Origin of the sequence: Trinickia acidisoli (assembly GCF_017315725.1) — a bacterium.
GTDB classification, from domain to species: domain Bacteria; phylum Pseudomonadota; class Gammaproteobacteria; order Burkholderiales; family Burkholderiaceae; genus Trinickia; species Trinickia acidisoli.
Genome location: NZ_JAFLRG010000001.1, coordinates 1705362 through 1730240, shown reverse-complemented (window position 1 = coordinate 1730240; position 24879 = coordinate 1705362). Strand labels below are relative to the sequence as shown.

Below are 24879 nucleotides of genomic sequence, written 5' to 3'. Positions count from 1 at the left end.
GCGTTAAGCCACTTCCTGATAAAGGGCGGTTTGTAGTTCGTGAACAGCGCTCTCGAAACTGGCGCGGGACCCAAATTGCTTGATGAGCTGAAGCGGCGTCCCCATCGTGTTAAACGGCGGGATTTCGAGAATCCTGGCGTTGTCTAGGCCCGAAACTATACCTTCGTCCTGATATTTTGCCAGCAACGCTTCGAGAATCGACCGGGCCTGCGGACCATACTTGGTGAACACGTCGCGCTTGCGCACATTGTTGGCGCGCTCTCGGCGCGTAAGAGGTGGCTGGTCGAAGGCGATATGGCAGATCAGGTCGAACGGGTCGAGGTCTTTCCCTACCTCCTCCTGCAGCGGTCCGAGCAGCAGCCCTTCCTCTGCCAACTCCTCCATGATCACTTCTTTGCGCTCGGCGGTGTTCCACCGCCGAAGGAACTGTTCAAGGCTCGTGTACTGTTTGCGAATCGCTTTGCGGCTGTAGTCTCGCAACGATTCCGTTACCAGCTTGCCGTCCTCGTCGAGATATTCAATCCGCTCGGTCAGCACACTGACCGGCTTCCCGTGGACGTAAAATTTACGAGGAACTTCGCCGCCGTCAGGTGGCAACGTGATGTCCGGAGGTTCTCCATCGACGATGGTTTCATCCTCACCCGGCTCGGGCGGGATAGGATCCTCATCGTCATCATCGTTCAGGGGTGGGACATCGTCCGGTGGCGTCTCGGGATCACCCTCTCCCGGCTCATAGATCTGGACCGGCTCGCCGTCGAACTCCGGATCCGCGAAGTGGTTCGTTGCTTTCCGGAAATCGACCAGCGTGAAGTAATACTTCTTGCTGTCCTCGTGGACACGCGTGCCGCGGCCAACGATTTGTTTGAACTCAGTCATCGACCCGATCTCGCGGTCGAGCACGATCAGCCGGCAAGTCTGCGCATCGACGCCCGTCGAAAGCAATTTCGAGGTGGTAACGATGACCGGATAGATCGACTCCGGGTCAATGAAATTGCCGATCTGCGCGCTGCCCTGCGGGTCGTTGCCGGTGATCCGCATGACATAGCGGTCGTTTTTCTGAACCAAGTCTTTATTTTCGTTGACGAGCGCCTGACGCATCCTAGCCGCGTGTTCTGTATCGACGCAGAAAACGATCGTCTTCTGGAAGCGGTCGCCGCTTTCCTTCAGATAGTCCGATACCCACTTTGCGACGCGCTGCGTCCGCTCGTCAATCACCAGCGTGCGGTCGAAATCCTTCTGGTTATAAACACGGTCCTCGATCTCGTTGCCGTAAAAGTCAATCTCGCCGCTCTGGGGGCGATACCCTTCGACGTCAACGTCCAGGTGAACCTTGATGACCTTGTAGGGCGCGAGAAAGCCATCCCGGATGCCCTGCTTTAGCGAATAAGTGTAGACCGGCTGACCGAAATAATTAATGTTCGAGACGTACTCCGTCTCCTTGGGGGTCGCGGTCAGACCAATCTGCGTGGCGTCCGAAAAATACTCAAGAATTTCGCGCCAGGCCGAATCCTCTGCCGCGCTGCCGCGGTGACACTCGTCGATGACGATCAAATCAAAAAATCCCGGGGAGAACTCGCGGAATAGCTTCTGCCGTTCTTCAGGCCCGGTGATGGCCTGATACAGCCCGAGGTAGATTTCATACGCCGTGTCAATCCGCCGCGTTTTATCGATTGCTGTCGCCAGCTCCGCCTGGCTACCGTCGGACCGCTCGATTGTTTTCGTGTCCGTACTAAGCTTGGCCATGGCTGGCCCGAAGGGCCGGAAATCGTTGACCATCGTCTGGTCAATCAGCACGTTCCGATCGGCTAGGAACAGGATTCGCTTCTTTTGTCCAGCCTTCCACAGACGCCAGATAATTTGAAAAGCCGTATAGGTCTTGCCTGTCCCTGTTGCCATGACAAGCAGAACACGATTTTGGCCCTTTGCTATGGCTTCGACGGAGGCGTTGATTGCATTGCGCTGGTAATAACGCGGTTCTTTGTCACTGCCGTCGTCGTGGTAGGGCTGCAGAACTACCTTTTCCTGCTGGGGCCCAAGTCCTTTCCAAACCAGATATTGCGCCCATAGCTTCGAGGGGGAAGGAAAATCCCCGAGCGAGAGCGTCACTTCGGGCTTAGCGCTCATACCGGTGCGATCGTGGAACACAAAGCCATCGCCGTTGCTCGAAAATACGAACGGCACGGCCAGCGTCTCGGCGTACTCGAGAGCCTGCTGCATTCCGTCACCTACCGCGTGATTGTTGTCTTTAGCTTCGATGACGGCGATGGGCACGGTCTGGTAATAGAGGACGTAGTCCGCCCGCTTCGCCTTTCCCCGCGTAACCAGTTTGCCCCGGACAATGATGCGTCCTTTTGTGAAACCAACCTCGCGGCGAATCTGCGTTTCCTCATCCCATCCGGCTTGAACGACAGCCGGAGTGATCCACTTGGCACATATGTCGGTTTCACTCAGCGATTTTTTGGTCATTGTGTCCGCCTATCTCGGGCTTGACGAGGTAACAGTACCAACAGTTCCGACATCTTTCGAATACTTCCATAACCGCTCCCCAGCGTGCCCCATTTCAGCAGCGGGACCTGAATTTTACAGAAGTGCTAGGCGCACTGACGGCGGCGAGTGCGACGACATCTGATCAAGTTTCGATTCCCCGCCGTCCCCTGCGCTGACACCGCTCAACTTAGGCACCTAGAAGCGCTTCAACCGACCGAGCTCCAACGCCCAAATCACGCCATTTCTCCGGGTGGCAGGAGAAGAGCAGGATCTGGTGTCGCGTGGCTGCGTCAAACAGCACGCGTTTCATCTGTCCGAGGCGTCCGTCGTCGCTATGTACGAGCGCATCGTCGAGCATGATCAGCGTCGGACGCCCCGCCTCTTTGAGCAGGTCGGCGTATGCAAGCCGGCTGATTACACCCATCTGCTCGCGCGCCCCAAAGCTCATCTCGTGGAAGTCACCCACCTCGCCCCCCGGGCGGCTCAGCAAACGCGGCACAAAGTCCTCGCCAAGCTCGAGCGTCGCTTGAGGGAACAGCAATTTTACGTAGTGGTTCAAGTGCCGCTGCAGCGGAGCATGCAGGCGCTGGGTCACCGCGGCTCGCTTGCGTCGCAGCAGCTCCAGCAAGTAATCGAGCGCATTTGCTCGACGCTGCATTTCCGCGACGCGCCTGCGCGTCTGCTCGAGTTCACGAGCGACGTCGGCACGCTTTTCCTCGAGGCCTTGCGCACCCAGAGCTTGCAACTCCGCCTCCAGACGCTCAATACGCACGCGGCGATCATCGTGGGTTCGCTCAAGCGCCTCTGCACTTGCACTCCAACGCTTGATGTCCTGGAGCAACAGATCGGGACGCGCCGCACTGATCTTCTCTTCCAACGTGTCGATTTCGGTAGCGTAGCGCGCGCTTTCGGCTTTGGCTTCGAGGAGATCCGCTTGCGATTTGCGCAGGCGCTCTGCGCGCTCCGGTGCTTCGAGTTTCGCTCGGACGGCTGCGGCTTCTCGCTGCGCAGCTTCCAAGGCACTTCGAGCATTCGCTGCCGCGACATGCGCTTGATTCAGCGCTTCGCTCTGCCGTTCGAGATCGCGCCGCGTATTTTCTTCAGCGGCTTCGGCTTCATCCACGGGCGGAAAGCCATCCGCATCGTCTGGTCGAGCCGGCAGTTGAGCAAGGCGCTTCTCGCCCTCTTCCAGTCGCGCGATCATTGCTGCCAGTTCACTGCGAAGGACTTCCACGCCGGCCGGCGCAAGGATCTTGAGCGTTGCGTCGTGCATCTTGGCATCGGCTTCGTGCGCGCGATACATCTCGCGACGCGCCTCCGCCGCTTCAAGCGAAGACAACCCCAGGCGTTCGAGCAGTGCGGCCTGACGCTCCGCTACTGAGCGAAGATGCCGTGCGACCTCGGCCAGGTCCGAACCGCCAGGGATGATTTCAAGGCTGCCGATGCCGGGAAGAAGAAGCGTTGTCGGCTCTGTGATTAACGCTTCGCCATCGCCAGCCCATACATCGATCCCGGTACGCAATTCGCGCCCGGGTTCAAGCTCATATCGTAGCCGCGTCGCCGCAGCGGCCTGCCGGATCTCCAGCTCACGTACTTGCGCCGCCTGTTGGCGCAGCACTTTCAGGTCTTCGTCGCGCAATTCGGTAGCGGCAGCGGCCCGACGGGCGGCAAGCAAGGCTTCCTGCTCGACGCCGGCCTCTGACAGCTTCTTCTCGGCCGTCGCGATTTGCGCGCGAAGTTCATCTACGTGAGCCGCTTGGCTACGCCGATTCTCTTCTTGGCGAACGAGACTCAATAGCTGGCGCGCGACGTCGAAACTTGCCTGTGCCTGCTCATTGCGAGCCTTGGACGATGCGTGTGCCGCTTCCGCGGCCGTCACTTGCGCTTGCGCCTCGTCGCGATTCTTCTCACGGGCGGCCAAGTCGCGCTCTTGCTGATCGAAGGTGTCGAGATTCGCGATCAAAAGGGCTTGCCGCTGGACCGTCTGCTCGACTTTTTCGCGCACAGCCTGCAGCGACTTCTCGATCGCTCCGACTTCGTCAAGCTTGGCCTGCGCCGTGCGTTCGTCCGCGCGCAATGCCTGCCATGGACGTTCGGCACTGTCTTTCGCGTGCTCCCGGCGCAACGTCGCCAGTTGGTCGACTTTGCCGCGGTAGGTCGCAACTTGGCCTTCCAGGTTCTCTAGTTCTGCGGCCAAGGCCGATTCGCGTTTCCGCGCCTCGGCGTAATCGCCACGGGGCTGGCCCGTGGCCGGCGTGAGCAGTTCGTTTCGCGCGCTCTCCACACGATCCAGCACCGCGTCGCCCGAACTACTGGCAACCTCGCCGAGCGAGGCACCGAGCGCGCGCTGCAAATGTTCCGCGGCATGCGCAACCGGCTTGTCGATCTCTTGCGCTGCACCCTGCTCGATCCACAAAAGTCCAGGGATGCCCCAATGCTCCGGGCCGCTCGGGCCACGACCAGCGAATCCGAAACCCAGTAGTTCGGAAAGGTGGTCTTCTGCCTGCGCCCCTTCCAAGCGCTGGGCGTCGATTTCCAACTCGCAGCGCTTGCGCTGCAGGAAGCTCTTGCGCAGGCGCGCGGGGCGACCGCCCACGGTGAACTCGATCTCGATCGACGGCGACGCCGCCCCATCGCCCCACGGACGCAGGTGCTCCACACTGCTCGAACGATGTCGCTCAAAAAACGCCGCACGAATCGCTGCGGCGATCGTGCTTTTGCCCGCCTCGTTCGGGCCGACGAACAAGTTGATGCCGTCTGCCAGGTCCGCTATCTCCGCAGGCTGGCGGAACTTGCGAAGTTGCTCAATGCGAAGACGAGATAACTTCATTGTTGCCCCCCGTTCGCGCTCGTCGCCCGCGTTTCGTCGAGGATGCCGGCGAGCAATGCCAGTGCGTCGCGCGCCAGTTCGGCGTTCTCGTCGCCTTCCTGAGCGCGCAGATCCGCAATGACTTCACCTAGATAGCCGTCTGCATGCAGCGCACGTATGTCATCGTCGGTCGGCTGTATGCGCAGGCCCGACAAGTCGACGACCAAGCTGCGGGTGCGGGCTTGCGTTTGTCCAACTGCGCGACTCATCGAGAGGTGGCTTTCCAGATCGACATGGCCACTTAGCTTGAGCTGCACGACGTCGTTGGTGTCGAACGTTTCCAACTCTTGGACGAGTTCGCAGACGTCGCTGGCGAGCTGTAACTCGCGCTCGATGTAGCGCCAACAATAGCGGCCGGTTGTGATCGGTGTGACAGTTGGTACCGCGCCCGGTGCGGCTAACTCCACCAGCAGAACCTGGCCGGAATCGTTGTTGCGGAAACGGTCGGTCTCCGGGGTACCGCTGTACCACGTTCTGTCGCCGATCTGCTTTGTGCCATGCCAGTCGCCCAACGCCAGATAGTCGAGGCGAGCGAGCGCGGACCGCTCCGGAGCGATCGGGTTCGTGGCATCGATGTCCTCCGCGAGAATTCCTTGCACGCTCCCGTGGGCCAACCCAATGCGTGGTACGCCTACAGGCGTCGCCACGGAATCGAACCAGCGCGTAAGGTCCTCGTATGTATGGCGCTGCGTCAGCGGCGCCGGCAGGATCACGACGCCCGGATCGCTCAGAGTTAGGGGCTCGGCACGCAAGCATACGTGAGCGTTAGGCGGGATCGCCCCGAGCCGCGCCGCACGCGTCCACACCGACTCGGCGAGACCAGCGTCATGGTTGCCGGGGATCATGACCCATGGCCCGGCGAAGCCCGAGATGAGCTGAAACAAGCGCAACACGGTTCGATCAGACACACCTTGCGCGTCGAATACGTCGCCGGCGACGAGAACCAGATCAACGCCTTGGGAATTGGCAAGTTCCGCGATGCGCGACACTACGTCAAAACGCGCCTCGGCCAACAAGGCCGCCTCTTCCGGATCGAACTGGCCGTAGCGCTTGCCGATTTGCCAATCGGCAGTGTGGAGGAGCTTCAATGCGTTTCTCCGTTATTCCAGTCGTAACTGTTCACGCTTAACCCAAATTCAATGACGGCTCTGCGGCACAACACCGTTGCACCACGTGCGTTGCGGATCGCCACGTTCAAATCTACCTGTCAGCTATGTCAACGCAAAACATGTCGCCCCCGGCATGTTCGCCAAGGCTACTTTTTCGACGCGCTCCCTAAGAGCCATGCCGCAACGGAAGACCAGAAGCCACCCGCACTCTGCGAAGGCCGCTCGCGCTCGGCAACGGACACTGCAGGATTGCCAGGGGTAGAAGCTTGCGCGTCATCCACCGCTACCTTGTCACTATAAAAGGATGCCTTAGCTGCAAGGTCTCGCCGATGCTCAGCCTCCACTTGTGCTTGGCTCCAACTTTCCGCTTCGATCACACGCCCTTGCCTGACAATATAGTGCGAACGGCATCCCGAGTACCAATTGCCGACCGATGGCGTCAAGGAGATTGATTCGCCATCGTAAGTCATCTTCCAATCGGTCGGGGAAAACGGCGTCACGACCTGTTCCCCGCAACCGCAGCAGCAACTATGTACGGCTGTTCCGTATTCCATGGATACATAGAGGATTCCGGATTCAAGTTCCCGCGGAACGCTTCGCACGAAGCGATGCTCGAGTTTCCTGATGCGCATCATTCTTGATCACTGTTGAGCAAAAGGTTACCGTCCGTCGTGTACGTACTGTGGTGCTCCCTGTCCAGATCGCGGTAGAAGCCTCTCAGCTTTTTCCATTTGATGACGGCCAACACGGCGTTGAGCGCATTCAGATCTGCGACCTGAATGTTCGAAGCGTAGACATCGCGCTCGCCGCCGCCCGCAAACGATATGCGCCCAGCATGCACGTGTTCGCGCTTTTGTGGCGTACTGGCGGTCACTCGCAAGATCCCCCCAAGGCTACCGTCCACCAATTCGAGGCCCATGCCGACATCGATAAATGGCACACCGAGCGCTTCGAGCTTTTCCACCACGGCGCGCTTATCTTCCCCAGCATCCATGCTGATAAAGGCGAACGACGTACCGTTCAAAAGCTCGACGTTTGCCTGTTCGAGCTTCACCGAATGGACAACGATCCCCCGGTGCATCCTGGAATATATGCTCTTGAAGTAGTCGACTTTCTTAGGCGCTTCGCGCAGTTCCTCTAGTGAGGGTGCCCCGGGGGCGCGAAACGCATTGTGCTGCAAGAACTCGTCGGCATCGAATAGACGGATTTCGCGCACCGGCGTCTTCGCCACCAAGTCGAGGATGTATCCGCCGGTACCGCCCGTGCCGATCACTGAAATCATTTCGTCCTCGAACTTTGCCGATAGTCCGCCGATACCAACACGGTCAGAAGCTGTATCAATGTAGTTAAACACGCTATCTGCCTCCGTGTCGTCAGGTGCTCGAAATACCCTTGGACTGATGCCTGGCTGCAGGACGGCTGCAGGGCCTGCGAGGATGGTCGCGTAAGTGGACATCTTTTCGAAGTAGTTCGGGTAGCCTTCCGGCCCCGGCTTACTGGAGAAGGAATAGCGAGCGGTCACCCCGTGGCCCAGGTCTATCGCCTGAGACTGGTGTGCGATTTCCTGCAACGGCGTGCCATCGGCACGACACGGAAATTCGCCGTCCCAATGAGCAACGTGAGACTCCGGTTTACGGGTCGTGTCGCCCGCCAGATCGAGCGAGGTCACCAATGTCCCCATACGAACCCGCTTCTGAGAGTCAACATAGGGCACCTCGCGCATCAGCAGCAATCCGCCGTGGATCTGGACAAAGTAACCCTCTTCACGCAACCGACGCAGGTCGGCATTAAGATTGAACAGTTTTTGTGACATTGAAGATAGTCCCGTGATGTTTAACTTCAACCGTGCCGCCTTCGGCAAGCTCGCCTGCATGGGGGTTGGACGCCGCATTGCGATAGGTCATCGAGTACCGAACCTTCGGATCGACGGGCGCGCCCGGAAAAGCCAACTGCACGACCTGCTCGAAAGTGACTTTCTGATCCGGAATGGGCTCGTCACGGGAGTTCACGACGATCACGTAACCCTTGACTGGCCGGGGTGCTGTAATGAAATGTTCGACGCCCGGCTCGGCGAGATCTACGCTGTCGCCTGGCTCGATCAGGCGGTCAGTGCCACCGCGGACTTCGAGATACACGGCTTGGTCGGCATCGATGCCCGACAGGGCATAGAGCGCCTCGCCCTTGATCACCGACATGCCCCAAATCAGTTGGCGACCGTCGAGCGTCAGCTTGAAATCACGGTCCGTGTGAAAAGCAATGAAACGTTCGGCGCCGCGCCCGCGCAGGTCGAACGTCTCGTCGAGCGACACGTCTTCAAATTCGCCCGTAGCCAGGACGGCACAAACAGTAAAGTCCCCCCGGTCGTCCAAGCCAGCCGCCGACAGAATCTGGCGACCGGTTGGGACCGGATCGGACACTGTGATGGGCCGAAAGTCGACACCATCGAGGGCGAAGCGGATAAGGTACCCGCGGGCAGCATTCAGCGGGCGGTTTTCCCGCAACGCCTGCCCAACATCATCGAAATCGTCTTGAATGGAATTCACCGTTAGCTCCTCTTAAGGTTTGTGCCAGGTCACACCTAGCTACACTGACTTAATCGGGCTAACGGAAGCACGCCGGTAAAAAAATTTTCAGAACGATTTGTGCAACGTTCCAGGCGGTGTCGCACCGCAGACAAAGAAGGCCGGACAGCCCGGGCACGTGTACTCCGACCGATTGGCCTCGAAATTGCCGGCTCGGATGCTGATCAACATGGCCTGGAGCTTGCTCTGGCGGTCGCCAAGCTCCTTTGGCTTCAAGCCGAGGGGCTTGGTCCGCTCGTCCGCCAAATAGACAAGCTCCGCGGTGGCGCCGGGAAATGCCTTTTGGGCCGCCAGCAGAAATGCCGCAGTGCCGACGTCCTTCGGTTCCGAACGGGGCGCATGGCCGGTGTAGACACTGCGTAGCGTCCGAACACCGTCCTTCACGAGAATCTCATCGGGATACACGACGACCTGCTGATCACCGAACGTAACGCTTATGGCTCGTGCGGCTTCGACGACTGCGCCATCCCGCGACGCCAAAAAAAACCGGATCATTGCTTTCGCTATAAGGCGGTAGTCGTCAACGTAGCCGTGGTCGTGCAAGCCGCTCTCGCGGAAAGCAGCGTCAAGCCAGCCCTCCCATTCGTTCACAGGTGCATTGCCTGCCTCGATTATGGCCTGGAACACCGACCGCACAGCCTCGTGCATCTTCATGAAGGCCGTCGCCTGCCGGCGACCACCGATATGCAGAAGGTGGGTGTAAAGGAAACGCCGGCGGCAAGATTCGTAAAGCGAGGCGGCTTTCGCGCTGAAGCTCACATTGCCGGAAAACGCGACGTCCAGTGGCACGGTATCCGGCGCCGAGGGCAGCAGGACCACCGGATTGGAAGGCACGCGCCGCAAGGCCCCGAGCCGATCGACAAATGGTGACAGTGGGCGTTTGGCCTTCCCCTTGTTCGTCGCGGCATACAGGAAGAGCCGATCTCGCGCCCGAGACATTGCCACGTAGAAAAGACATTCCATTTCCTGCGCCTGAGCGGCACGCCCCACCGCATCAGCAGTGTCATCCGCGCCCACGATCATCCCGTCTGGCGGAGCACACTTCGGTGGCCGATAAGACCCAGGCATGCTGTCCTGGTTTGCCCCCGCCAAGTGGACAACAGGAAATTCCAATCCTTTCGCGCCGTGAATGGTCATCAGGCGAACGGCATCAATGCCCTGCGCAGCGGCCGGCAGTTGCCTCAGATCACGATCATCGCGCAGCCTGAGCAATCGACGTATCCGGTCCATCAGCCTTATGATCGGGAAGCCCTGCCCTCGCGGCTGCACTCGCACGAAATTCATGAACTGCCAAATCGCGATACCTCGCGCCTGCTCGGCCACGGTGCTTGACGACGCGATCCGCGCGGCGACGCGTGTGCAATCCAGGAGCATCGTGGACAAGACGGTCCAAGGATTAGACATCTGGTCGAATCCTTGCAGAGCCGCCTGGAGCTTGTCCAGAGCCACTTGCCCCGCCGGCGATAACCCAGGAATCGCCGAACCCCAGCCTCCAGGCTCTGCCTCGGTTGTACGAAGGTGCTCAAAAACGACGACAACATCGTCTAGGGACATCGCAAAATCCGACCAGCACCCGATACGCACCAGACCCATGGCCCGCCGGTCGCTTAGCAGTGACAGTAGCGCAACAAGGTCCTTGACCTCCTCGCGCTCAAATAGGCTACCCAAAAACAGTACGGGAATCCCCAGTCGCTCCAGCTCCTGTCCCAGCTCCGCGAGCTTATCGTTACCCCGACAAAGAACCGCTTGGTCGCGATAGGGATGACCAGCCTGCCGCATCTGCTCGATGCCCTCGGCCAACGCAGCACTGGTCAGTTCACCGGTGGTGACGGTTCGCAATTCCGGAGGACTTCCGGATGGCGCGCGGTCGGCTTTGAGTCGACTATGCGCGCCACCCGCGCTCATGCCTGTGGCGAACTCGGAGAACGTATTGACGATCTCCTCGACGGAGCGATAGTTGCGCTCCAGGTAGTCCGTAACGCCGCCCGCAAAGTCTTCCTTCCCGAAACGCGAGATGTTGAATGATGACGCGCCACGAAAACGGTAAATGGATTGCTTCGCGTCGCCGACCACCCAAAGGTTAGCGCCTTTCGGCTTGAGAGCAGTCAGCATTCGAACGCTGCTGCGGTTGACGTCCTGATACTCGTCCACCAAGACATGGTCATAGCACAGCTGCAACTGCCGACGCACATCTTCATGCGTCTCCAGCAACTGAACCGGCCGCAGCACCAAATCACCGAAGTCCACACAACCCGTTTGGCGTTTCAAGACCTCGTACGCTTCATAGACTCGTGCGACTTCCAATGCACGATCAGCCGCCAGGATCTCATCGGGACTGGTCGCGACGTCGCGCATCCGTTGACCCAACTCGCGGTACCGGACGGCGTCAACCACCTCGTCTTTCGCCCGCGAAATGGCGGTCAAGATGTCAGCGATGATCTGCGACGGGTCGTACAAGTCGAGATAATGCTCCAAGCCAAGACGCGGAAACTCGTTCTCAAGCAGTTCCACCGCTTCTGTCCTGTCCATCAACCTTGGATCGGCTGGCAAATCGCAAAGGTCGTGAAAGCGTCGAAGTAGATCAAGACCAAACCGATGGAATGTGCCGATCCATAGGGCAGTTGCTTGGGATGGTCGTTTCCGCGCGATGCGTTCAGCCATCTCCGCGGCTGCTCGATTGGAAAACGTCAGCAGGAGAATGCGCCGAGGGTCTACCTCCTCATCAAGAAGGCTTTCGACCCGCGCAATAAGCGTGCGCGTCTTACCCGTTCCCGGCCCAGCTTGGAGCAAGAACGCGGGCCCGCGATGAGCGGCAGCTGTTCGCTGTTGATCATTTAAGGGAATGTCCGGTTCCGGATGGGTCGACTCACGCACTACACGCGGCAGCAGAAGTGCATCAAGCATTTGCTGCGCGACGACATCAAAGGGCGCTCCCAGCCGATCCGCGATGTCGCTGCAAGTCATCCCCTGCTCAACATGCAGTTTATTGACCACGGGGCGCGGCAGCAGGAACTCGCGTGCAAAAAGGTCCATCTGAACTTCACGCCGCTGCCGGTGGCTGTAGTCGACCACCCGATCGAGACCGACCGGCGCGGCCTCGGCTGCGCGCGCCGGATCGATTTCGAGCACACCCTCGCAGTCCTCGTCATCACCTAACTCGACATGGCCGATCTCATGCGCCACCAGGAAGGCCTGTTCAAAGGGCGTTCCCGCATCTTCGTGGACGATAAGATCGTATTCGCTATCAAAAATGGCGCGGCCGCCATCCAGCACATCGGCTCCAGGCGCGCATTTTTCGACCGTCAATCCTCTCGCATTGGCTTCGGCGACAACAAAGTCGTAAGGGGCCCAAGGATCGCGCCCCATGCGAACGGCATCGAGATGAAGGTCGGTTGCCCGCTGCCTGGCAAGCTCGGCGGCGTCCACTTATTCGCCCCGCTCGGTGAGTTCTTGCACGCGCTCCCGGGAAACCCCCGCGTCCAACAATATTTTCTCGAACGTGGCCTTGGTAGCGGCGACCGGTTTGGCACTGGACTTACTTTGTCGGGCAGCCGATACCAGTGGTGGCTGCGATAGGAAAGCACATAGCTGTTCTAGCGTCGTCTCAAGCGTGAGCGCCAACCGCTCAAGAAAACGTGCCGGCACGGACGCGAGGTCCACGCGACGCTCCCGGAACGCCACCATAGCCTGCAGCGGCAGCTGGAAGCGCGCCGCAGCGGCGGCGAACACCTGCGGCTTCAACGTCACCACGGCACCTTTCAAGCCGCCACCGGCCCGAAAGCGCGCTGCGGCAGCATCGACGCTGCGCTCGTCTTCCTCGGACAATTCGTCGTCGGTCAAGGTCCTGGCCAGTTCTCGAGACAGGTCCACTAAGTCATGGGCGTATTGCGGGTACGCCGCCAGGTAGCGCACCAAGGTATCGCGCCCCCCGTCTTCAACCGAAAATGCTCTAAGCACCTCGTCGCGGGACATGGGCTGTTGATTGCTCATCGCACTTCCTCCTTTCGCTCAAGGCGTCGCCGCAGCGTGGCGAAAGCACGATCGCGTTGATTGCGGATGGTCTTTTCCGCCTTGCCAAGCGTCTTACTGATCGTAAGCGTTTCCGGGTCGCCCGAATCAATGGGAATCTCTAGGCGTAGCATCTCAACGATTCTTTTCTGAATGGGCGGTAACGTATCAATCGCGCCGTCCAGTAGTCGCCGGTAATCTTTTTTGTCAAGCTCGTCCGCATCGAACGGATCATAGCGCTCCACCGATTGTTCAACCTCAGCGGAAATCTCTTGGTCATCGTCCTCCAGTTCTGCCGACCGATTCTCCTCGGTCCAGACTTGGCGACTTGCGTCAAGGCGATCGAATGCCAACGCTTGGTTGAAATTTACCTCGTAGTAGTCGAGCTGCTCGTTGTACTCCGTGAGATCCGCAAGCATTTGATCAACAAAGCCATCCCGCACCCGGTCTCGGATGGCCATGCGGCTTAGATCAGTCGTCTTGCCGTCGCGGCTGTCGGGCTTTGGTAGAGCGCGTTGCACGCGACGCATCAGTGCCCGAAACAGAGGTTCGCGACGGGCACTCGCCGCATCGGCGATCCGCACAAAGTGAAGAAGCGCTTCATTCGGGACAAAACCAGGAACTGTCTTCGGCCAAAGATTGCAGCGCGCCAGCAACTCGTCAGGATGCAGCCGCTCGAGTTCTGTGATTTGTGCCTCAACGGCCTCGCGCCGCACATAGGGCGCCCCGTCCCTCGTTAGTTTGCGTAATGGCCGTGCCATGGCCGGTCTCCTATCGGGTGTCCGATGTGAACCTACATGCGTATTCAGCACATTTTATCGCCACATGCGAGCGGAATGCGAATCAGCAGGGGGACCCAAGATCCGAAAATCTTTCAATCACATATCACCCTCCCGAACGCGGTCAGCAACGACCGCTCCGCCGATGCGATCCCGCTTCGGTGCAATTCATTCAGGAGCTTTCGTGAATTTTTCTCTCAATACCGTCTTATTGGCCGGATTGTCGCTTACGCTCGTCGCTATGTTCGCCCTGGTTTTCTACTGGCTCGCCGCAAATCGCCGTTCGACACGTGCTCATTCGCCTATCGCCCCCCCGCCCGTTCGGGCTGCCACCGTCCAACGCCCGGCATTCGACATCGGCGAACTTGACGAATGGGAAGCGCTCGGGCATTACCCCGATCACGTCCTACATCCCATGCATGAAGCCAGCGTCGAACCACCGGGCATCCCTTCACAGTTCGAACGCTCCGAGGAAGTCGCCCCTTCTCCCCACAAACTCAACGTCTGCCGCGACCCGCACGATGCGATCGAGCCGCTTTTGAGCGCAGCGGCAAAGCCAGAAGCGGCACCGGCCCAAGCACCCGCCAAGGGTGGTACAGCGTCATCCGAACCGGTGCTCCGCTGTCCCCGGTGTCTGTCATCGCGCATCGATACGCGCAACCGCGCCCGGAAAGCGGGCAGCGCGATCGGCAGCGTCGCAGGTGCTACCGGTGGTATGGCGGCAGCACTTGCCGGCGCGGAAACCGGCGCGGTTGTCGGTTCGGTTGCCGGCCCCATCGGTACCGTATTCGGCGGCCTTGCCGGCGCCGTGATTGCCGGCCTCGTCGGCAGCGCCGCAGGCTGCGCGGCCGGTTCTGCGGTCGGCTCTGCGGTCGACGACAATTTGCTCGACAACTATCAATGTCTGGCATGCACGCATTCGTTCAGCGTGAAGCAAGCCGTCTGAATCCTCTCGTTACCACGCTGTCGCCAGCGCGGCGCCCTCTCTTCTCCTTTCCATTCTCAACCTGTCCGGCGATTGCCGGGCTGTATGCACTCGCATATTTTCAGGAGGCTTTATGCATCTCGTTCAAACGATGGCCTATGTCGGCGCCGAACCGTGGCACGGCCTCGGCAATAAGCTCACCCCGAACCAGCCGATCGAACTGTGGGCCGAACGCGCTGGCATGAACTGGCGCATCGAAGAAGCCGAAGTCCGTTTCGTCGCCGCCGGCAATCGGAGCCTCGGCTCGATCCACGCATTTCCCGAACAGAAAGTCCTTTATCGCTCGGACACCAAGGCGCCACTGTCGGTCGTCTCCGCTCGGTATCAGGTCGTGCAACCCTCGGAGATCTTGGAGTTCTACCGCGATCTCACAGAGGTGGGGGGCTTTCAGCTCGAAACCGCAGGTGTCCTGAAAGACGGCAAAAAACTGTGGGCGCTTGCCCGTACCGGGCAGGGTGCGACGCTCAAGGGTAAAGATCAGATCGACGGCTACCTTCTGTTGGCGACGGCCTGCGACGGCACTCTGGCGACCACGGCGCAGTTCTGCAGCGTGCGCGTGGTCTGCAACAACACGATGCAAATCGCGCTCGGCGATAGCACCGGCGCGGTCAAGGTCCCGCACCGCTCTCAGTTCGATGCCCAAGCCATCAAGCGCCAGCTCGGCATCGCGATTTCGTCGTGGGACGCCTTTATGGCAAGAACCAAAGCACTTGCGGAACGAAAGATGTCGGACTCGTCTGCCGAAACATTTCTGCGCCGCGTGCTCACCTACTCTACGCCCAACCTCGCCGACCGCGATGCACTCGCCGTCAATGAACGCGCGATCAAGGCCGTGGGCCAGCTGTATGCCGGACGTGGCAAGGGTGCCGATCTGGCGTCGGCGAGCGGCACCGCGTGGGGACTGCTGAACGCAGTAACGGAATACGTCGATCACCACCGCCGGGCGCGCAGCGACGATCACAGACGCGACGCCGCTTGGTTCGGTCAAGGCGCATCCATCAAGCAAAAAGCATGGGACGAAGCACTCAAGCTTGTCGTGTGAGCCAGGCTTCCCCCGTTTCTCCTCACCCTTGGCCCGGTCAGGTTCGCCTGCCGGGCCGCTTTGTTTTGAGAGGCACTATGACTGCAGTCCAGCCCGACGGGCCACGTACGCGCCGACCGGCGCTCAAGCTCGTCAAGACACAGGACCTGAGCCGCGACGACTGGCTCGCCGTTCGCCGCACGGGTATCGGCGGATCGGACGCCGCCGCGGCCGTCGGACTTAATCCGTACATGAGCACCTTGGAACTATGGCTCGACAAAACGGGACGAGCCGACGGCATGCCCCGCCCGGCACCAGACGACACGACATCGCCCACTTATTGGGGGACGCTGCTCGAGCCCATCGTTGCCGCGTCTTACACCAAGCAAACCGGCAACCGGGTTCGACGCATCAACGCCGTGCTGCGGCACCCCACGATCCCTTTCATGCTCGCGAATCTCGATCGTGAAGTAGTGGGGTGCCGCGATGTCTCTATTTTGGAATGTAAAACGGCGGGGGAGTTCGGCGCGCGGCTCTGGCGAGAAGGTGTCCCGGAGTACGTGCAGATTCAAGTGCAGCACCAACTGGCAGTGACAGGCAAGCAGGCAGCGCACGTCGCGGTACTGCTGTGCGGGCAGGCACTAGAGGTCTATCGCATCGAACGCGACGACGCATTGATCGGTCGACTCGTCGAACTCGAAGCACGCTTTTGGCGTTACGTCGAGTCGGACACGCCTCCGCCTTCGGACGGGTCCGAGTCGGCCGACCGGGCACTGCGCCACCTCTATCCCGGCAATGGCGGCACCGTCGACTTCACGGACGACCGGCAACTCTCGTCGGTGTTCGCCGACCTCGTTGCCGTACGTGCACAGATCGAATCACACCAAGCGGTCGAGGCGCGATTGAAACAGACGATTCAACAAGCGATGGGCGAGGCAACGCGCGCGGTGTTCGAGACCGGTCAAGTCTCGTTCAAGCGCAGCCGAGACTCGTCCACCGTCGACCTGAAACGGCTGCTCGCCGAACACCCGGAATTGGAACAGCAATACGCCGATTCGAAACCCGGTTCGCGGCGCTTCCTCGTTTCCAACTGATCGGAGTTTGTCATGACCAATCTCGAACGCCTCACGCAGATCATGACTTTCTCTCGGTACGGCGCGCTCGCGCAAGCGTTCGTCATGGACGCATTAGGCAAGCAGGCCGAGCACATCGCCCAGATGCCGCTTGAACAGTTACAGGAGAGCTTCGGCAATCACCCCATGATCGGCGCAAACGCTTGGCAGCTCGTTGCCAAAGAGATTCACGAAAAGCTCCAGGCCCACTTCGCTCGATAAAGGCCCACAAAGCTACTTACCCGCGACCGGACGCGGTGACGCCGTCATCGATCTCAGGCCACCCTTCCATTTTGAGGAACATCATGCTCAAAGGCTTAGCCATAACTCCGCCCGTCGTCGGGCGCATTGCCATCGGACGTATCGTCGAGCGTGCAGGCAAACGTCTGCCCGAGAAAGACGATCAATTCACTCTCACCACGCAGGTCCAGCAGCGCGGAGAATGGTTGCTTCACCCGCTCAACGAACAACTGCGCAAAGCCACGTCCGGCAAGCTGCGCGCGATTCCCGTCCGGGTGCTCTTCAACGATCCGAATCTGAACCTGCGGGCCGACTACAGCCTGTTCGATCGCGACACCGGTCGGCCCGTGTGTGTCGGCGACGGTCAAACGTGTAAGCGTGCTACGGATAAAGGCATCGAGACGATGTCCTGCGCTTCACCCGACGGCTGCGCGTTTGGACAACAAGGCGGCTGCAAGCCATATGCGCGGCTGAACGTGCTAATCGATGACGAAGATGAGATGGGCTCCTTCGTCTTTCGTACAACCTCGTTCAATTCGATTCGCACCCTCGCCGCGCGCCTGTACTACTTCGCCGCGGTGTCGGGCAACCTTCTCGCTTGCCTGCCGCTTGAGCTGAAACTGCGTGGCAAGTCGACCACGCAAAGCTATCGGACGCCGATCTACTACGTCGATCTGTCGGTACGGGCTGGCGGTACGCTCGAAGACGCTCTTGTGCAGGCCCGGGAACTCGATGCCCGGCGACGAGCAGCCGGTTTCGACCAAGCTGCGCTCGATGCGGCGGCGCGTCTCGGCTTCGCTAACGGTGCATTCGAGGACAGCCCCGAGGAACGCGCAGCAGTGGCCGAGGAGTTCTATCCGTTACCTGAGCCAGTGAAGCCGAGCGGCGAATCTTCACCCGTCGAGGCCGGAGCAGCCGCGAAACCCTCGTTGCGTGAGAAGCTCGAGCGCCAAGCAGTGCTGCTCGGCGGAGCGGCGGCATGACAACGCAGCGCTGGGCGTTTGCCTTGGCGGTCGCCGCCACCGGCACGGCCGTCACACTGTCTATCCTTTCCGGGTGGCAGCGCGGCGGCACGCTACCTGAACGACTGGTGTGGGTCGCGATCGGAGTCGTCCTGGTCGTGACCGCACACCTGTTGCCGGCGTTGGTAGGTTCATCGGCGCAGCGCCTGCGGTTCCTCGCGGCCGGATTGTGGCTGGGCTGCATGGGAGCGGCCGTCTACGGTCATTCGGCGTTCTTCCTATTGGCACAAATGCATGCAGGTGAGCGGCGCGCGGCATCGGTGGCATCGCCCGCTAAGCCGTCCAGTCGCAGCCTCACCACCGTCATGGCCGAGCGTGCCGTCGTGGTGACGCAGGTAGCAGCGGCGGGCGTTCGGCGTTGCACGCGTGACTGCCCCAGCCTGCGTGCGCAACGCGCGTCGCTTGCTGCGCGGCTCGATGCGCTGAACGCGGAAGCCAGCGACATTCGACGTCACGAGGCATTTGACGATCGAGTCGAGGCCCAACGTGACGCATTACTCGCCGATCCGGTCACGTCGCGACTCGCGGTGTTACTCGGGACGACTGCTTCGCGCGTCGATCTGCTGTCGGGGCTGACGTTCGCCGCAGTCCTGGAAGGCGTGGCCTGCCTGCTGTGGGTGCTCACGCTGGAGTCGTCGCAGTCACAAGTGCCGACACCTGTCGTTAGCGGGGCTGCACTGGCCGCGGTCACGCCGGCCACCTCCGTGACTGCCGTGACTCCATCCGAAGTAACGGTCGATGAGGAAAGTCACGCGGACGAGACTGTGACTTTCGAACGCGCGTCGGCCGGTCACAGCGGTACGACTCCCAGTCGTGCTCCACGCGACGATCCGCTCACGCCGCTATCGGGCTCCCACGCCTCCGACGACGTGACACGGCTCATCCAGGACATCGCCGGAGGCCGTGTTCGGCCGACTGTCTCCGACATCCGACGCCATCTTGGCTGCTCACAAGCCAAGGCAACGGCTCTGCGCCGTCAACTCGTCAAACGCACTGTGGCGGCATAAGACGGAGCATCACGCCCCGCGTCTCTTTCCTTTAATCACCTTCACGCCATACCGGCCGCAGGCTTATGGACACTACAACCGAACTTGTCAAAAGCATCAGCATTACCAATCTCGTCAACCAGCGTGTCGCCGTCGTCGAGCGCGTGCATGCCGCGCTCGATCTGCTCGCCGAAGCGGAGCGAATCGCAAAGACGGCTCACCTAGGTTTTCCACGACTAGTCCTTGACGACAGCTATGCCTGTCGAGGCCGACCGTCCGTCACCGGTGACTACGCCAAACGTGACGAGGCTGAAGGCGCCATCGTCCGCGTGATCGACGTGCGCGGCTGGAGCTACCTACTGTCCGAATCAGGCTTGCGCACCTTCATGGATGCCCAAGCCCGAGAGCAATGGGATCGACAGCTTTCCGAGGGCGACGTACCCGAACTGACCGCAGCCAACATCGAAGCGACGTTCGCGCAGCTATACGGCGCGCGCGGGGATATGTTCGAACGCGGCGTGATTCAGTGTTTCCGGAGACTGTCGTGGGATTACAAGACCAATCGGCCGTTCAAGTTCGGAAAACGGATCATCGTGAAGTACCTTCTACGGGACGGCTGCACTAATCACCGCGTCACCAATGAACTGGACGACCTCATCCGCGTGTTTTGCGTGCTCGACGGTAAGCCCGAGCCGGATCACCGACACGCGGCCTACGCTCTGGTCTCAGACGCACAGCAAGCCCGGCAAACCGAAGCCGAACACGGCTACTTCCACCTACGTTGGTTCAAGAACGGCAATGGGCATCTGACGTTCAAGCGGTCCGATCTGGTCGAGCAAATGAACCGCCTTCTCGCCAAGCACTACCCGAACGCCCTCGCAGCCGAAACGCGATAGCGCGCTGCCTTCTCATCCTGTTCCCTGACGCGCCCCGCGTCTCGGCCTTTTCCCGATTGCTTTCAATGCTCGCGCATCCGGCAGGACCGGAGGCCGGTACTCAACCATTTTCAGGAGAAATTTATCTTGAATCTTCCTTCGACTGACCACGCGGGTCCCCGTTTCAAGCTCGGCCGCATCCTTGCGACGCCCGGGGCGTTGGAAGTCATCGCCGACGCGCGCGTTTCGATCGTCGACCTGCTCATCCGGCACCTGCGCGGCGACTGGGGCGAGCTGTCCGATTCGGATCGCCAGCAAAACGAGCTGGCGATCACGGCCGGCCAGCGCATCCTGTCGAACTACGTGCTGCCCGGTGGCCGCACTATCTGGATCATTACCGAGGCCGACCGCTTCGCCACGACATTCCTGTTGCCGGGCGAATACTGACATGCTGGTCCAGAGATTCCACCCGGCGCTGCGGCCCGGCCAGCAACTGGTCCTCGCTGAATCCGGCAATCCGCTCTTCAGCCGTCAAGGCCATTGGGACAGCGGCAGTGCCCTGCATTGCGTCGCCATGGCCCTCGCGCTACTGGGCAAGCTGGCAGATCCGGTCGCGCTTTCCCGAAGCGACACCGGCCCGGAAGCAGGTTTTTGGGATCGTGCTTGGCCGTACTACCTGCACGGTCTCACGCTTTCCGAACTGGAAAGCTTCATCTGGGAACTAAACCTTGGCGTACGGCCGGGTGCGCGACCCGATGGTCGGGGCTCAATTCTTAACTTTTGTGAACGTGAACTGAAGCGGGGATGGCCCGTCATCGTCGGCTGGCGTCGCCACCCTGTTCGCGATGCACACGCCGCACTTGTCATCGGCATCGAAGGGCGGTGGCAGAAACGAGCCTTCGAACCCAACGCCCTGCTGCTTCTTGATCCGGCCGCGACCGAGCCAAGGCTTTCGGCCTACAACGCGCGCTTGGCCTTCGATCGCAAGCGCCCGTCGTACATGACTGAGACTCACGCCTATCCGGTCACACTTGATGCCGCCATCGCGCTTCGGCCTATCGCCAGGCCGCCGCCTGCCGTCATCTCAAGCGGCTGCGCTTGATCTCCGGGGGCGTCGCGGCATTGGCGCGGCGCTCCCCTGTCGGTTTCAGCGACACGCCGTCCAACGGCGCGAAAAGCTCGGCGAGCGTGATGTTTAGCGAATAGCAAATATTCGCAAGCGCCTCGATGGTCGGATTGGCAATCCCGCGCTCGATCGTCGAGATATAGGTGCGGTCGATGTGCGCCTCGAAGGCGAGCGTTTCCTGCGATTTCTCGGCTTCGTGCCGGCATTGCTTGACGCGTTTGCCGAGGGCAATCGAGATCGGGGCCGGCCGGGCGGCGGATGAAGTGGAGCGCTTGGCAGTCATGCCGAGCAGGATGCCTATCCGTCGACTAATTCTCGACGCTATAAACTCGACAATTAACGTAGAGTTTACTCTTCATTTTTATCCATGCGCGCCGATATAGCGGTCTGAGGGCGTGCAGCCCAGGCCGGCTCACGCTCTATTTTGTCGAGTAAACACGACAACCACTTCTTTGAAAGGAAAATGGAAGAAATGAACAACGATCGTCCTAATCGAGGAATTCGAATCGCGCTCGGCGCATCCTTCGGCTCCCTTACCCTACTTGCTGCGTGCGGCGGGGGCGGTGGCGGCTCGTCGACAGGGACCACGTCGACGCCAACATCGACTTCGCAGCTATCGGGAAAAGCTATCGATGGCTATCTGTCGGGCGCCACAGTCTGCTTCGATAACGGCGCAGGCGCTTGCGACACGTCGCTGCCCTCGACGACCACCGATGCGAGCGGCAACTACACGCTCAATGTCAGCGGAAGCGTCACCGGCAAACAGATCGACGTTATCGTCACCCCGAACACGACCGACCTGTCGAACCCGACAACGCCATTTACGTCGACGTTCACGCTGTCGGCGATCATGGCCGGGACCACGCAGAACGTGACGCCACTGACCACCATGGTCGTGTCGCAAATGAACGCCGGCCTCACGCGGGACCAAGCCACGCAAGCTGTGCAAACCCTCATCGGCAGCAGCGCCGATCCCAATGCAGACTATGTCTCCAACGGCGACAGCAGCACCGCTTCGGTCGCTGCGAGCATGGTCAGCCACATGACGGCACTCGCCGGCCAAGGCGCGATTTCCTGGTCCCAGGTGCAGGCCACAATGAACGCATATGCGGCCAAGGGCAACGTCAACGGCGTCCAGCAGTCCGACGTCGATGCACAGCTGACCAACCCGAAATTCAGCACTGCGGTCGACGCCTCGTCGGCGCTCGCCGATCCGCTCTATACGGTCGACGGCGACCTGACACAATTCATCGTCGGCAGCAGCGTTTCCGTGGCGCTCTCGCCCGTTCGCGAGAACTACACGCTCAATGGTTCGACGCTGTCGGTTGCCCAAGAAGTCCAATCGAACGGAAGTTGGTCCTCGGCGTCTCCCGTCGGTAGCTACGATGCCGGCTTCAGCGGCGCCTGGATTTCTCTGGATGGCGGGGTGGGCGAGTACGAGATGAAGGCCGATGGCTCCTGGACGAGTTGGCTCACGGCGGCGCAACTGCATCCATCGTACAGCCTTTCGGCGGCCGGCACGAACCTAGTCGGCATCGATCCGAACACGGGCGACACGGTTACCGTCTCGTACCGGAAAACCGACGTCAGCGGTCAGCCGTTGTCTTCGGCATTGCAAATCGACTATCGCAATCCGATCCGGGGCGCCATGACGGGCAGTTTCTCCTCCGGCACCACCGCTTACCTCGCGACGACCGCCTATGCCAATGACCGCCTGATGCTCGTGAATCAAGGGCTCGGTCAGTCTTGGATGAATGGCGGGGATGTGAACTCATCTACGGTGGTCAATGGGTCGGTCCTTTATGCCCTCGGTGATCCGAATACAACGTACACGTCAGTGCAACAGGCCGTAGGGACGCAAACGGACATCGGCGGCGGCTGCCTCCTGCTGAGCATTCAGGCTGGCGGAGTTGCTCAAGTGGTTGAAAGTGGTAAGTCGGGCTGCAACTACAGCAATGAACCGATCTCGCTCGCCGTGACGGGTAGCTGGTCAGTCTATCCGCGTAACGCCAGCGTCATCACGATCAGTCTGCCGAAATCGATCGGTGCGCCCACGGTGCCCATCGACGACACGATCAAGAACACGATCAACGCCGGCGGCTCGCTCGTGGTTGCGCTGATGAACGGCAAGCTGATGGGAGGTTTTATGCTGCCCGCTAGTGCGTCGGCCACTGTCGCGCAATTTCCATCGTCTGTCTCCGACGCCATTGCGACATCGATGCGTGCAGCTGCCGCGAAGCTCGGCATCACGCAAAACCCGTAAGACAGCAGTACCTCTCCTGAGAGCGTCAATAGCGCTGCCTTTGTATGTCGCAGCCCACATCTTGGACGGTCTCGGTCCTGGCAATGGATTTTCACCCTCGGATCGCCAGGACCTTTTCGCCGACCGGTTCGCCGGTCGGTCTTTTTCCAGCGGTTGACTGTCACTTCGCGTGCATCGACATGCACCGCTGCTATTCGATCCTCCTCCGAAGCTCATGAAAACTATCCATGTTCAACGCCGCGGAGCGGCGCTCGCCGCTGCCGCGATTGCGGCTGTTCTTCTCGTCGGTTGCAAAGGCGAAGTACTCGACTATCGCAACGCTCAGATGGTGAACGGCAAAGTCTATGACGGAAGCGCCAATGAGCCTTTTTCCGGGAAGCTGACGAACGTGCCGGATCGCTCGCTGCTGATCGCGCAAGCTGGGTTTCAGTTGGCAGGCAAACTTGCGAGCATTGCCCTCTCTGATAGCGTGCCCGCTACCGAACGCAATGCGCAGTCGTTCCTCGGTAGGTCGGGCGCCGAAACTCTGCTCTCCGGCGCGTCGTGTGATGTTCAGATCAACGACGGCCAGCCTGATGGCCCTGCGGTGTGCAAAGCGCCGCAGTCGGACCTCGTGCGCATCGAAACATCGTTTAAGCACGGCGCTCTCAACGGTCCGCTCAAGCTCTCTGGTGGTCAAAACGAGGGGCCGCTGCTCGAGGCGACATTCAACAACGGCCAGCTCGACGGTACCGAAAAGGTGTACAGCTGGACTGACCACAAACTCATCCACACCTTCCCGTGGAACAATGGCGTCGCCTCCGGCACTGAGGAAGCGTTCGATCCGAATACCGGTGCGGTCGTTAAGCGCGCAACGTTCGTCAACGGAAAATATGAAGGCGAAGTCGTCCACTACGCCCCTGACGGCAAGCAGGTCATCCTCAGAGCGACCTACGTGAACGGTAATCTCAACGGGCCTTACAAGGAATGGGATGCGGGCGGCTCGCTCATCGCGGACAAGACCTACTCGAGTGGTGTTGAAGTCGGTGCTGACGGTTCGGATGTCGGGGCGTGCGTGAGCGAATGGGACGACGCATATCGGGCTGTGCCGGGCCGTCCAGCTTTTCCCGCGGCAGAACTGAAACAGGAGTGGGAAGCGTCCTGTCGCGAAGGCAAGCATCCTTTGAGCTCCGATTCGGAGCTCTCGGGCCGATCAGCTTCCGGCGGACAGCCAGCCCTGAAAGGTTGCGTCGACGCATGGACCGCCGCCTACCAACGCGAACGCGGTGGCGACGCTATCGTCACGGTCGATCAACTCGGCGAGTGGCAATCGTGGTGCAAAGAAGGGAAGCGGCCAAGCTAATGTCTCATTGCTGACGACGGGAGGGCCACGAGGGATGCGCCTTCGGGGCGCATCCCTCGCCACACCGTATCTC

General features: G+C 60.4%; 22 protein-coding genes and 1 pseudogene. 12 read left to right on the top strand and 11 right to left on the bottom strand.

What is annotated here, in order from left to right; genetic code table 11:
• Window positions 1-3: 3 nt before the first annotated feature.
• Window positions 4-2466: an EcoAI/FtnUII family type I restriction enzme subunit R gene (gene hsdR, locus J3485_RS07985; protein ID WP_206951966.1), complete on the bottom strand. Its 2463-nt coding sequence runs from the start codon at window positions 2464-2466 to the stop codon at window positions 4-6.
• Between the two features lie 208 nt (window positions 2467-2674).
• On the bottom strand, window positions 2675-4282 hold the full coding sequence (locus J3485_RS07980; RefSeq protein WP_206955879.1) for an ATP-binding protein: 1608 nt from the start codon (window positions 4280-4282) through the stop codon (window positions 2675-2677).
• Window positions 4283-4342: 60 nt separating this feature from the next.
• On the opposite strand from J3485_RS07980, the gene J3485_RS07975 reads away from it, so the two are divergent.
• Window positions 4343-4672, top strand: coding sequence for a hypothetical protein (locus J3485_RS07975; RefSeq protein WP_242538520.1), 330 nt, complete (start codon window positions 4343-4345; stop codon window positions 4670-4672).
• A gap of 471 nt (window positions 4673-5143) precedes the next feature.
• Here the strand turns inward: J3485_RS07975 and J3485_RS29535 are convergent.
• The 8 genes and pseudogenes from J3485_RS29535 to J3485_RS07945 form a co-directional block, all read right to left on the bottom strand.
• Window positions 5144-5317, bottom strand: a pseudogene (locus J3485_RS29535) (AAA family ATPase); the annotation flags it as partial.
• Window positions 5314-6444, bottom strand: coding sequence for a metallophosphoesterase family protein (locus J3485_RS07970; protein WP_206951965.1), 1131 nt, complete (start codon window positions 6442-6444; stop codon window positions 5314-5316). The pseudogene J3485_RS29535 and the gene J3485_RS07970, both read right to left, overlap by 4 nt.
• A 167-nt stretch (window positions 6445-6611) precedes the next feature.
• The gene (locus tag J3485_RS29530) at window positions 6612-7097 is read right to left on the bottom strand and encodes a ubiquitination-like system serine protease family protein (protein ID WP_508616728.1); all 486 of its coding nucleotides are present in this window, start codon (window positions 7095-7097) and stop codon (window positions 6612-6614) included.
• Window positions 7097-8278, bottom strand: a complete 1182-nt coding sequence (locus J3485_RS07965; protein WP_206951964.1) for a ThiF family adenylyltransferase — start codon at window positions 8276-8278, stop codon at window positions 7097-7099. The genes J3485_RS29530 and J3485_RS07965 overlap by 1 nt, the downstream gene beginning before the upstream one ends.
• Window positions 8253-9008 (bottom strand): multiubiquitin domain-containing protein, encoded by a 756-nt coding sequence (locus J3485_RS07960; RefSeq protein ID WP_309476987.1) that lies wholly within the window; start codon window positions 9006-9008, stop codon window positions 8253-8255. Before J3485_RS07960 ends, J3485_RS07965 begins: the two co-directional genes overlap by 26 nt.
• An 87-nt stretch (window positions 9009-9095) precedes the next feature.
• On the bottom strand, window positions 9096-12473 hold the full coding sequence (locus J3485_RS07955; RefSeq protein ID WP_309476986.1) for a UvrD-helicase domain-containing protein: 3378 nt from the start codon (window positions 12471-12473) through the stop codon (window positions 9096-9098).
• Window positions 12474-13037, bottom strand: coding sequence for a hypothetical protein (locus J3485_RS07950; RefSeq protein ID WP_206951963.1), 564 nt, complete (start codon window positions 13035-13037; stop codon window positions 12474-12476).
• A complete protein-coding gene (locus J3485_RS07945) occupies window positions 13034-13816 on the bottom strand; it encodes an RNA polymerase sigma factor (protein WP_206951962.1) in 783 nt (260 codons plus the stop codon). Before J3485_RS07945 ends, J3485_RS07950 begins: the two co-directional genes overlap by 4 nt.
• 202 nt (window positions 13817-14018) lie before the next feature.
• Here J3485_RS07945 and J3485_RS28870 point away from each other — a divergent pair, with 202 nt between their 5' ends.
• The 9 genes from J3485_RS28870 (at window position 14019) to J3485_RS07900 (ending at window position 21177) form a co-directional block, all read left to right on the top strand.
• Window positions 14019-14780: a hypothetical protein gene (locus J3485_RS28870; protein ID WP_309476985.1), complete on the top strand. Its 762-nt coding sequence runs from the start codon at window positions 14019-14021 to the stop codon at window positions 14778-14780.
• Between the two features lie 112 nt (window positions 14781-14892).
• Window positions 14893-15861: a DUF932 domain-containing protein gene (locus tag J3485_RS07935; RefSeq protein ID WP_206951961.1), complete on the top strand. Its 969-nt coding sequence runs from the start codon at window positions 14893-14895 to the stop codon at window positions 15859-15861.
• 77 nt (window positions 15862-15938) lie between these two features.
• Window positions 15939-16934: a YqaJ viral recombinase family nuclease gene (locus tag J3485_RS07930; protein ID WP_206951960.1), complete on the top strand. Its 996-nt coding sequence runs from the start codon at window positions 15939-15941 to the stop codon at window positions 16932-16934.
• Window positions 16935-16946: 12 nt separating this feature from the next.
• Window positions 16947-17174, top strand: a complete 228-nt coding sequence (locus J3485_RS07925) for a hypothetical protein (RefSeq protein WP_206951959.1) — start codon at window positions 16947-16949, stop codon at window positions 17172-17174.
• Window positions 17175-17257: 83 nt separating this feature from the next.
• Complete coding sequence (locus tag J3485_RS07920) at window positions 17258-18175, top strand: recombination directionality factor (RefSeq protein ID WP_206951958.1); 918 nt, start codon at window positions 17258-17260, stop codon at window positions 18173-18175.
• Window positions 18172-19221, top strand: a complete 1050-nt coding sequence (locus tag J3485_RS07915) for a hypothetical protein (RefSeq protein WP_206951957.1) — start codon at window positions 18172-18174, stop codon at window positions 19219-19221. The genes J3485_RS07920 and J3485_RS07915 overlap by 4 nt, the downstream gene beginning before the upstream one ends.
• 65 nt (window positions 19222-19286) lie before the next feature.
• A complete protein-coding gene (locus J3485_RS07910) occupies window positions 19287-20096 on the top strand; it encodes a DUF4942 domain-containing protein (protein WP_206951956.1) in 810 nt (269 codons plus the stop codon).
• A 126-nt stretch (window positions 20097-20222) separates the two neighbouring features.
• Window positions 20223-20522 (top strand): hypothetical protein, encoded by a 300-nt coding sequence (locus tag J3485_RS07905; RefSeq protein WP_206951955.1) that lies wholly within the window; start codon window positions 20223-20225, stop codon window positions 20520-20522.
• Window position 20523: 1 nt separating this feature from the next.
• Complete coding sequence (locus J3485_RS07900; protein ID WP_206951954.1) at window positions 20524-21177, top strand: hypothetical protein; 654 nt, start codon at window positions 20524-20526, stop codon at window positions 21175-21177.
• Here the strand turns inward: J3485_RS07900 and J3485_RS07895 are convergent.
• Window positions 21155-21484: a helix-turn-helix domain-containing protein gene (locus J3485_RS07895; RefSeq protein WP_206951953.1), complete on the bottom strand. Its 330-nt coding sequence runs from the start codon at window positions 21482-21484 to the stop codon at window positions 21155-21157. The two genes, J3485_RS07900 and J3485_RS07895, sit on opposite strands and share 23 nt — an antisense overlap.
• 180 nt (window positions 21485-21664) lie before the next feature.
• On the opposite strand from J3485_RS07895, the gene J3485_RS07890 reads away from it, so the two are divergent.
• Together J3485_RS07890 and J3485_RS07885 are read left to right on the top strand one after the other, a co-directional pair.
• Window positions 21665-23464: a hypothetical protein gene (locus J3485_RS07890; RefSeq protein WP_206951952.1), complete on the top strand. Its 1800-nt coding sequence runs from the start codon at window positions 21665-21667 to the stop codon at window positions 23462-23464.
• Between the two features lie 214 nt (window positions 23465-23678).
• A complete protein-coding gene (locus tag J3485_RS07885) occupies window positions 23679-24806 on the top strand; it encodes a toxin-antitoxin system YwqK family antitoxin (RefSeq protein ID WP_242538519.1) in 1128 nt (375 codons plus the stop codon).
• The last annotated feature ends 73 nt before the right edge of the window (window positions 24807-24879 follow it).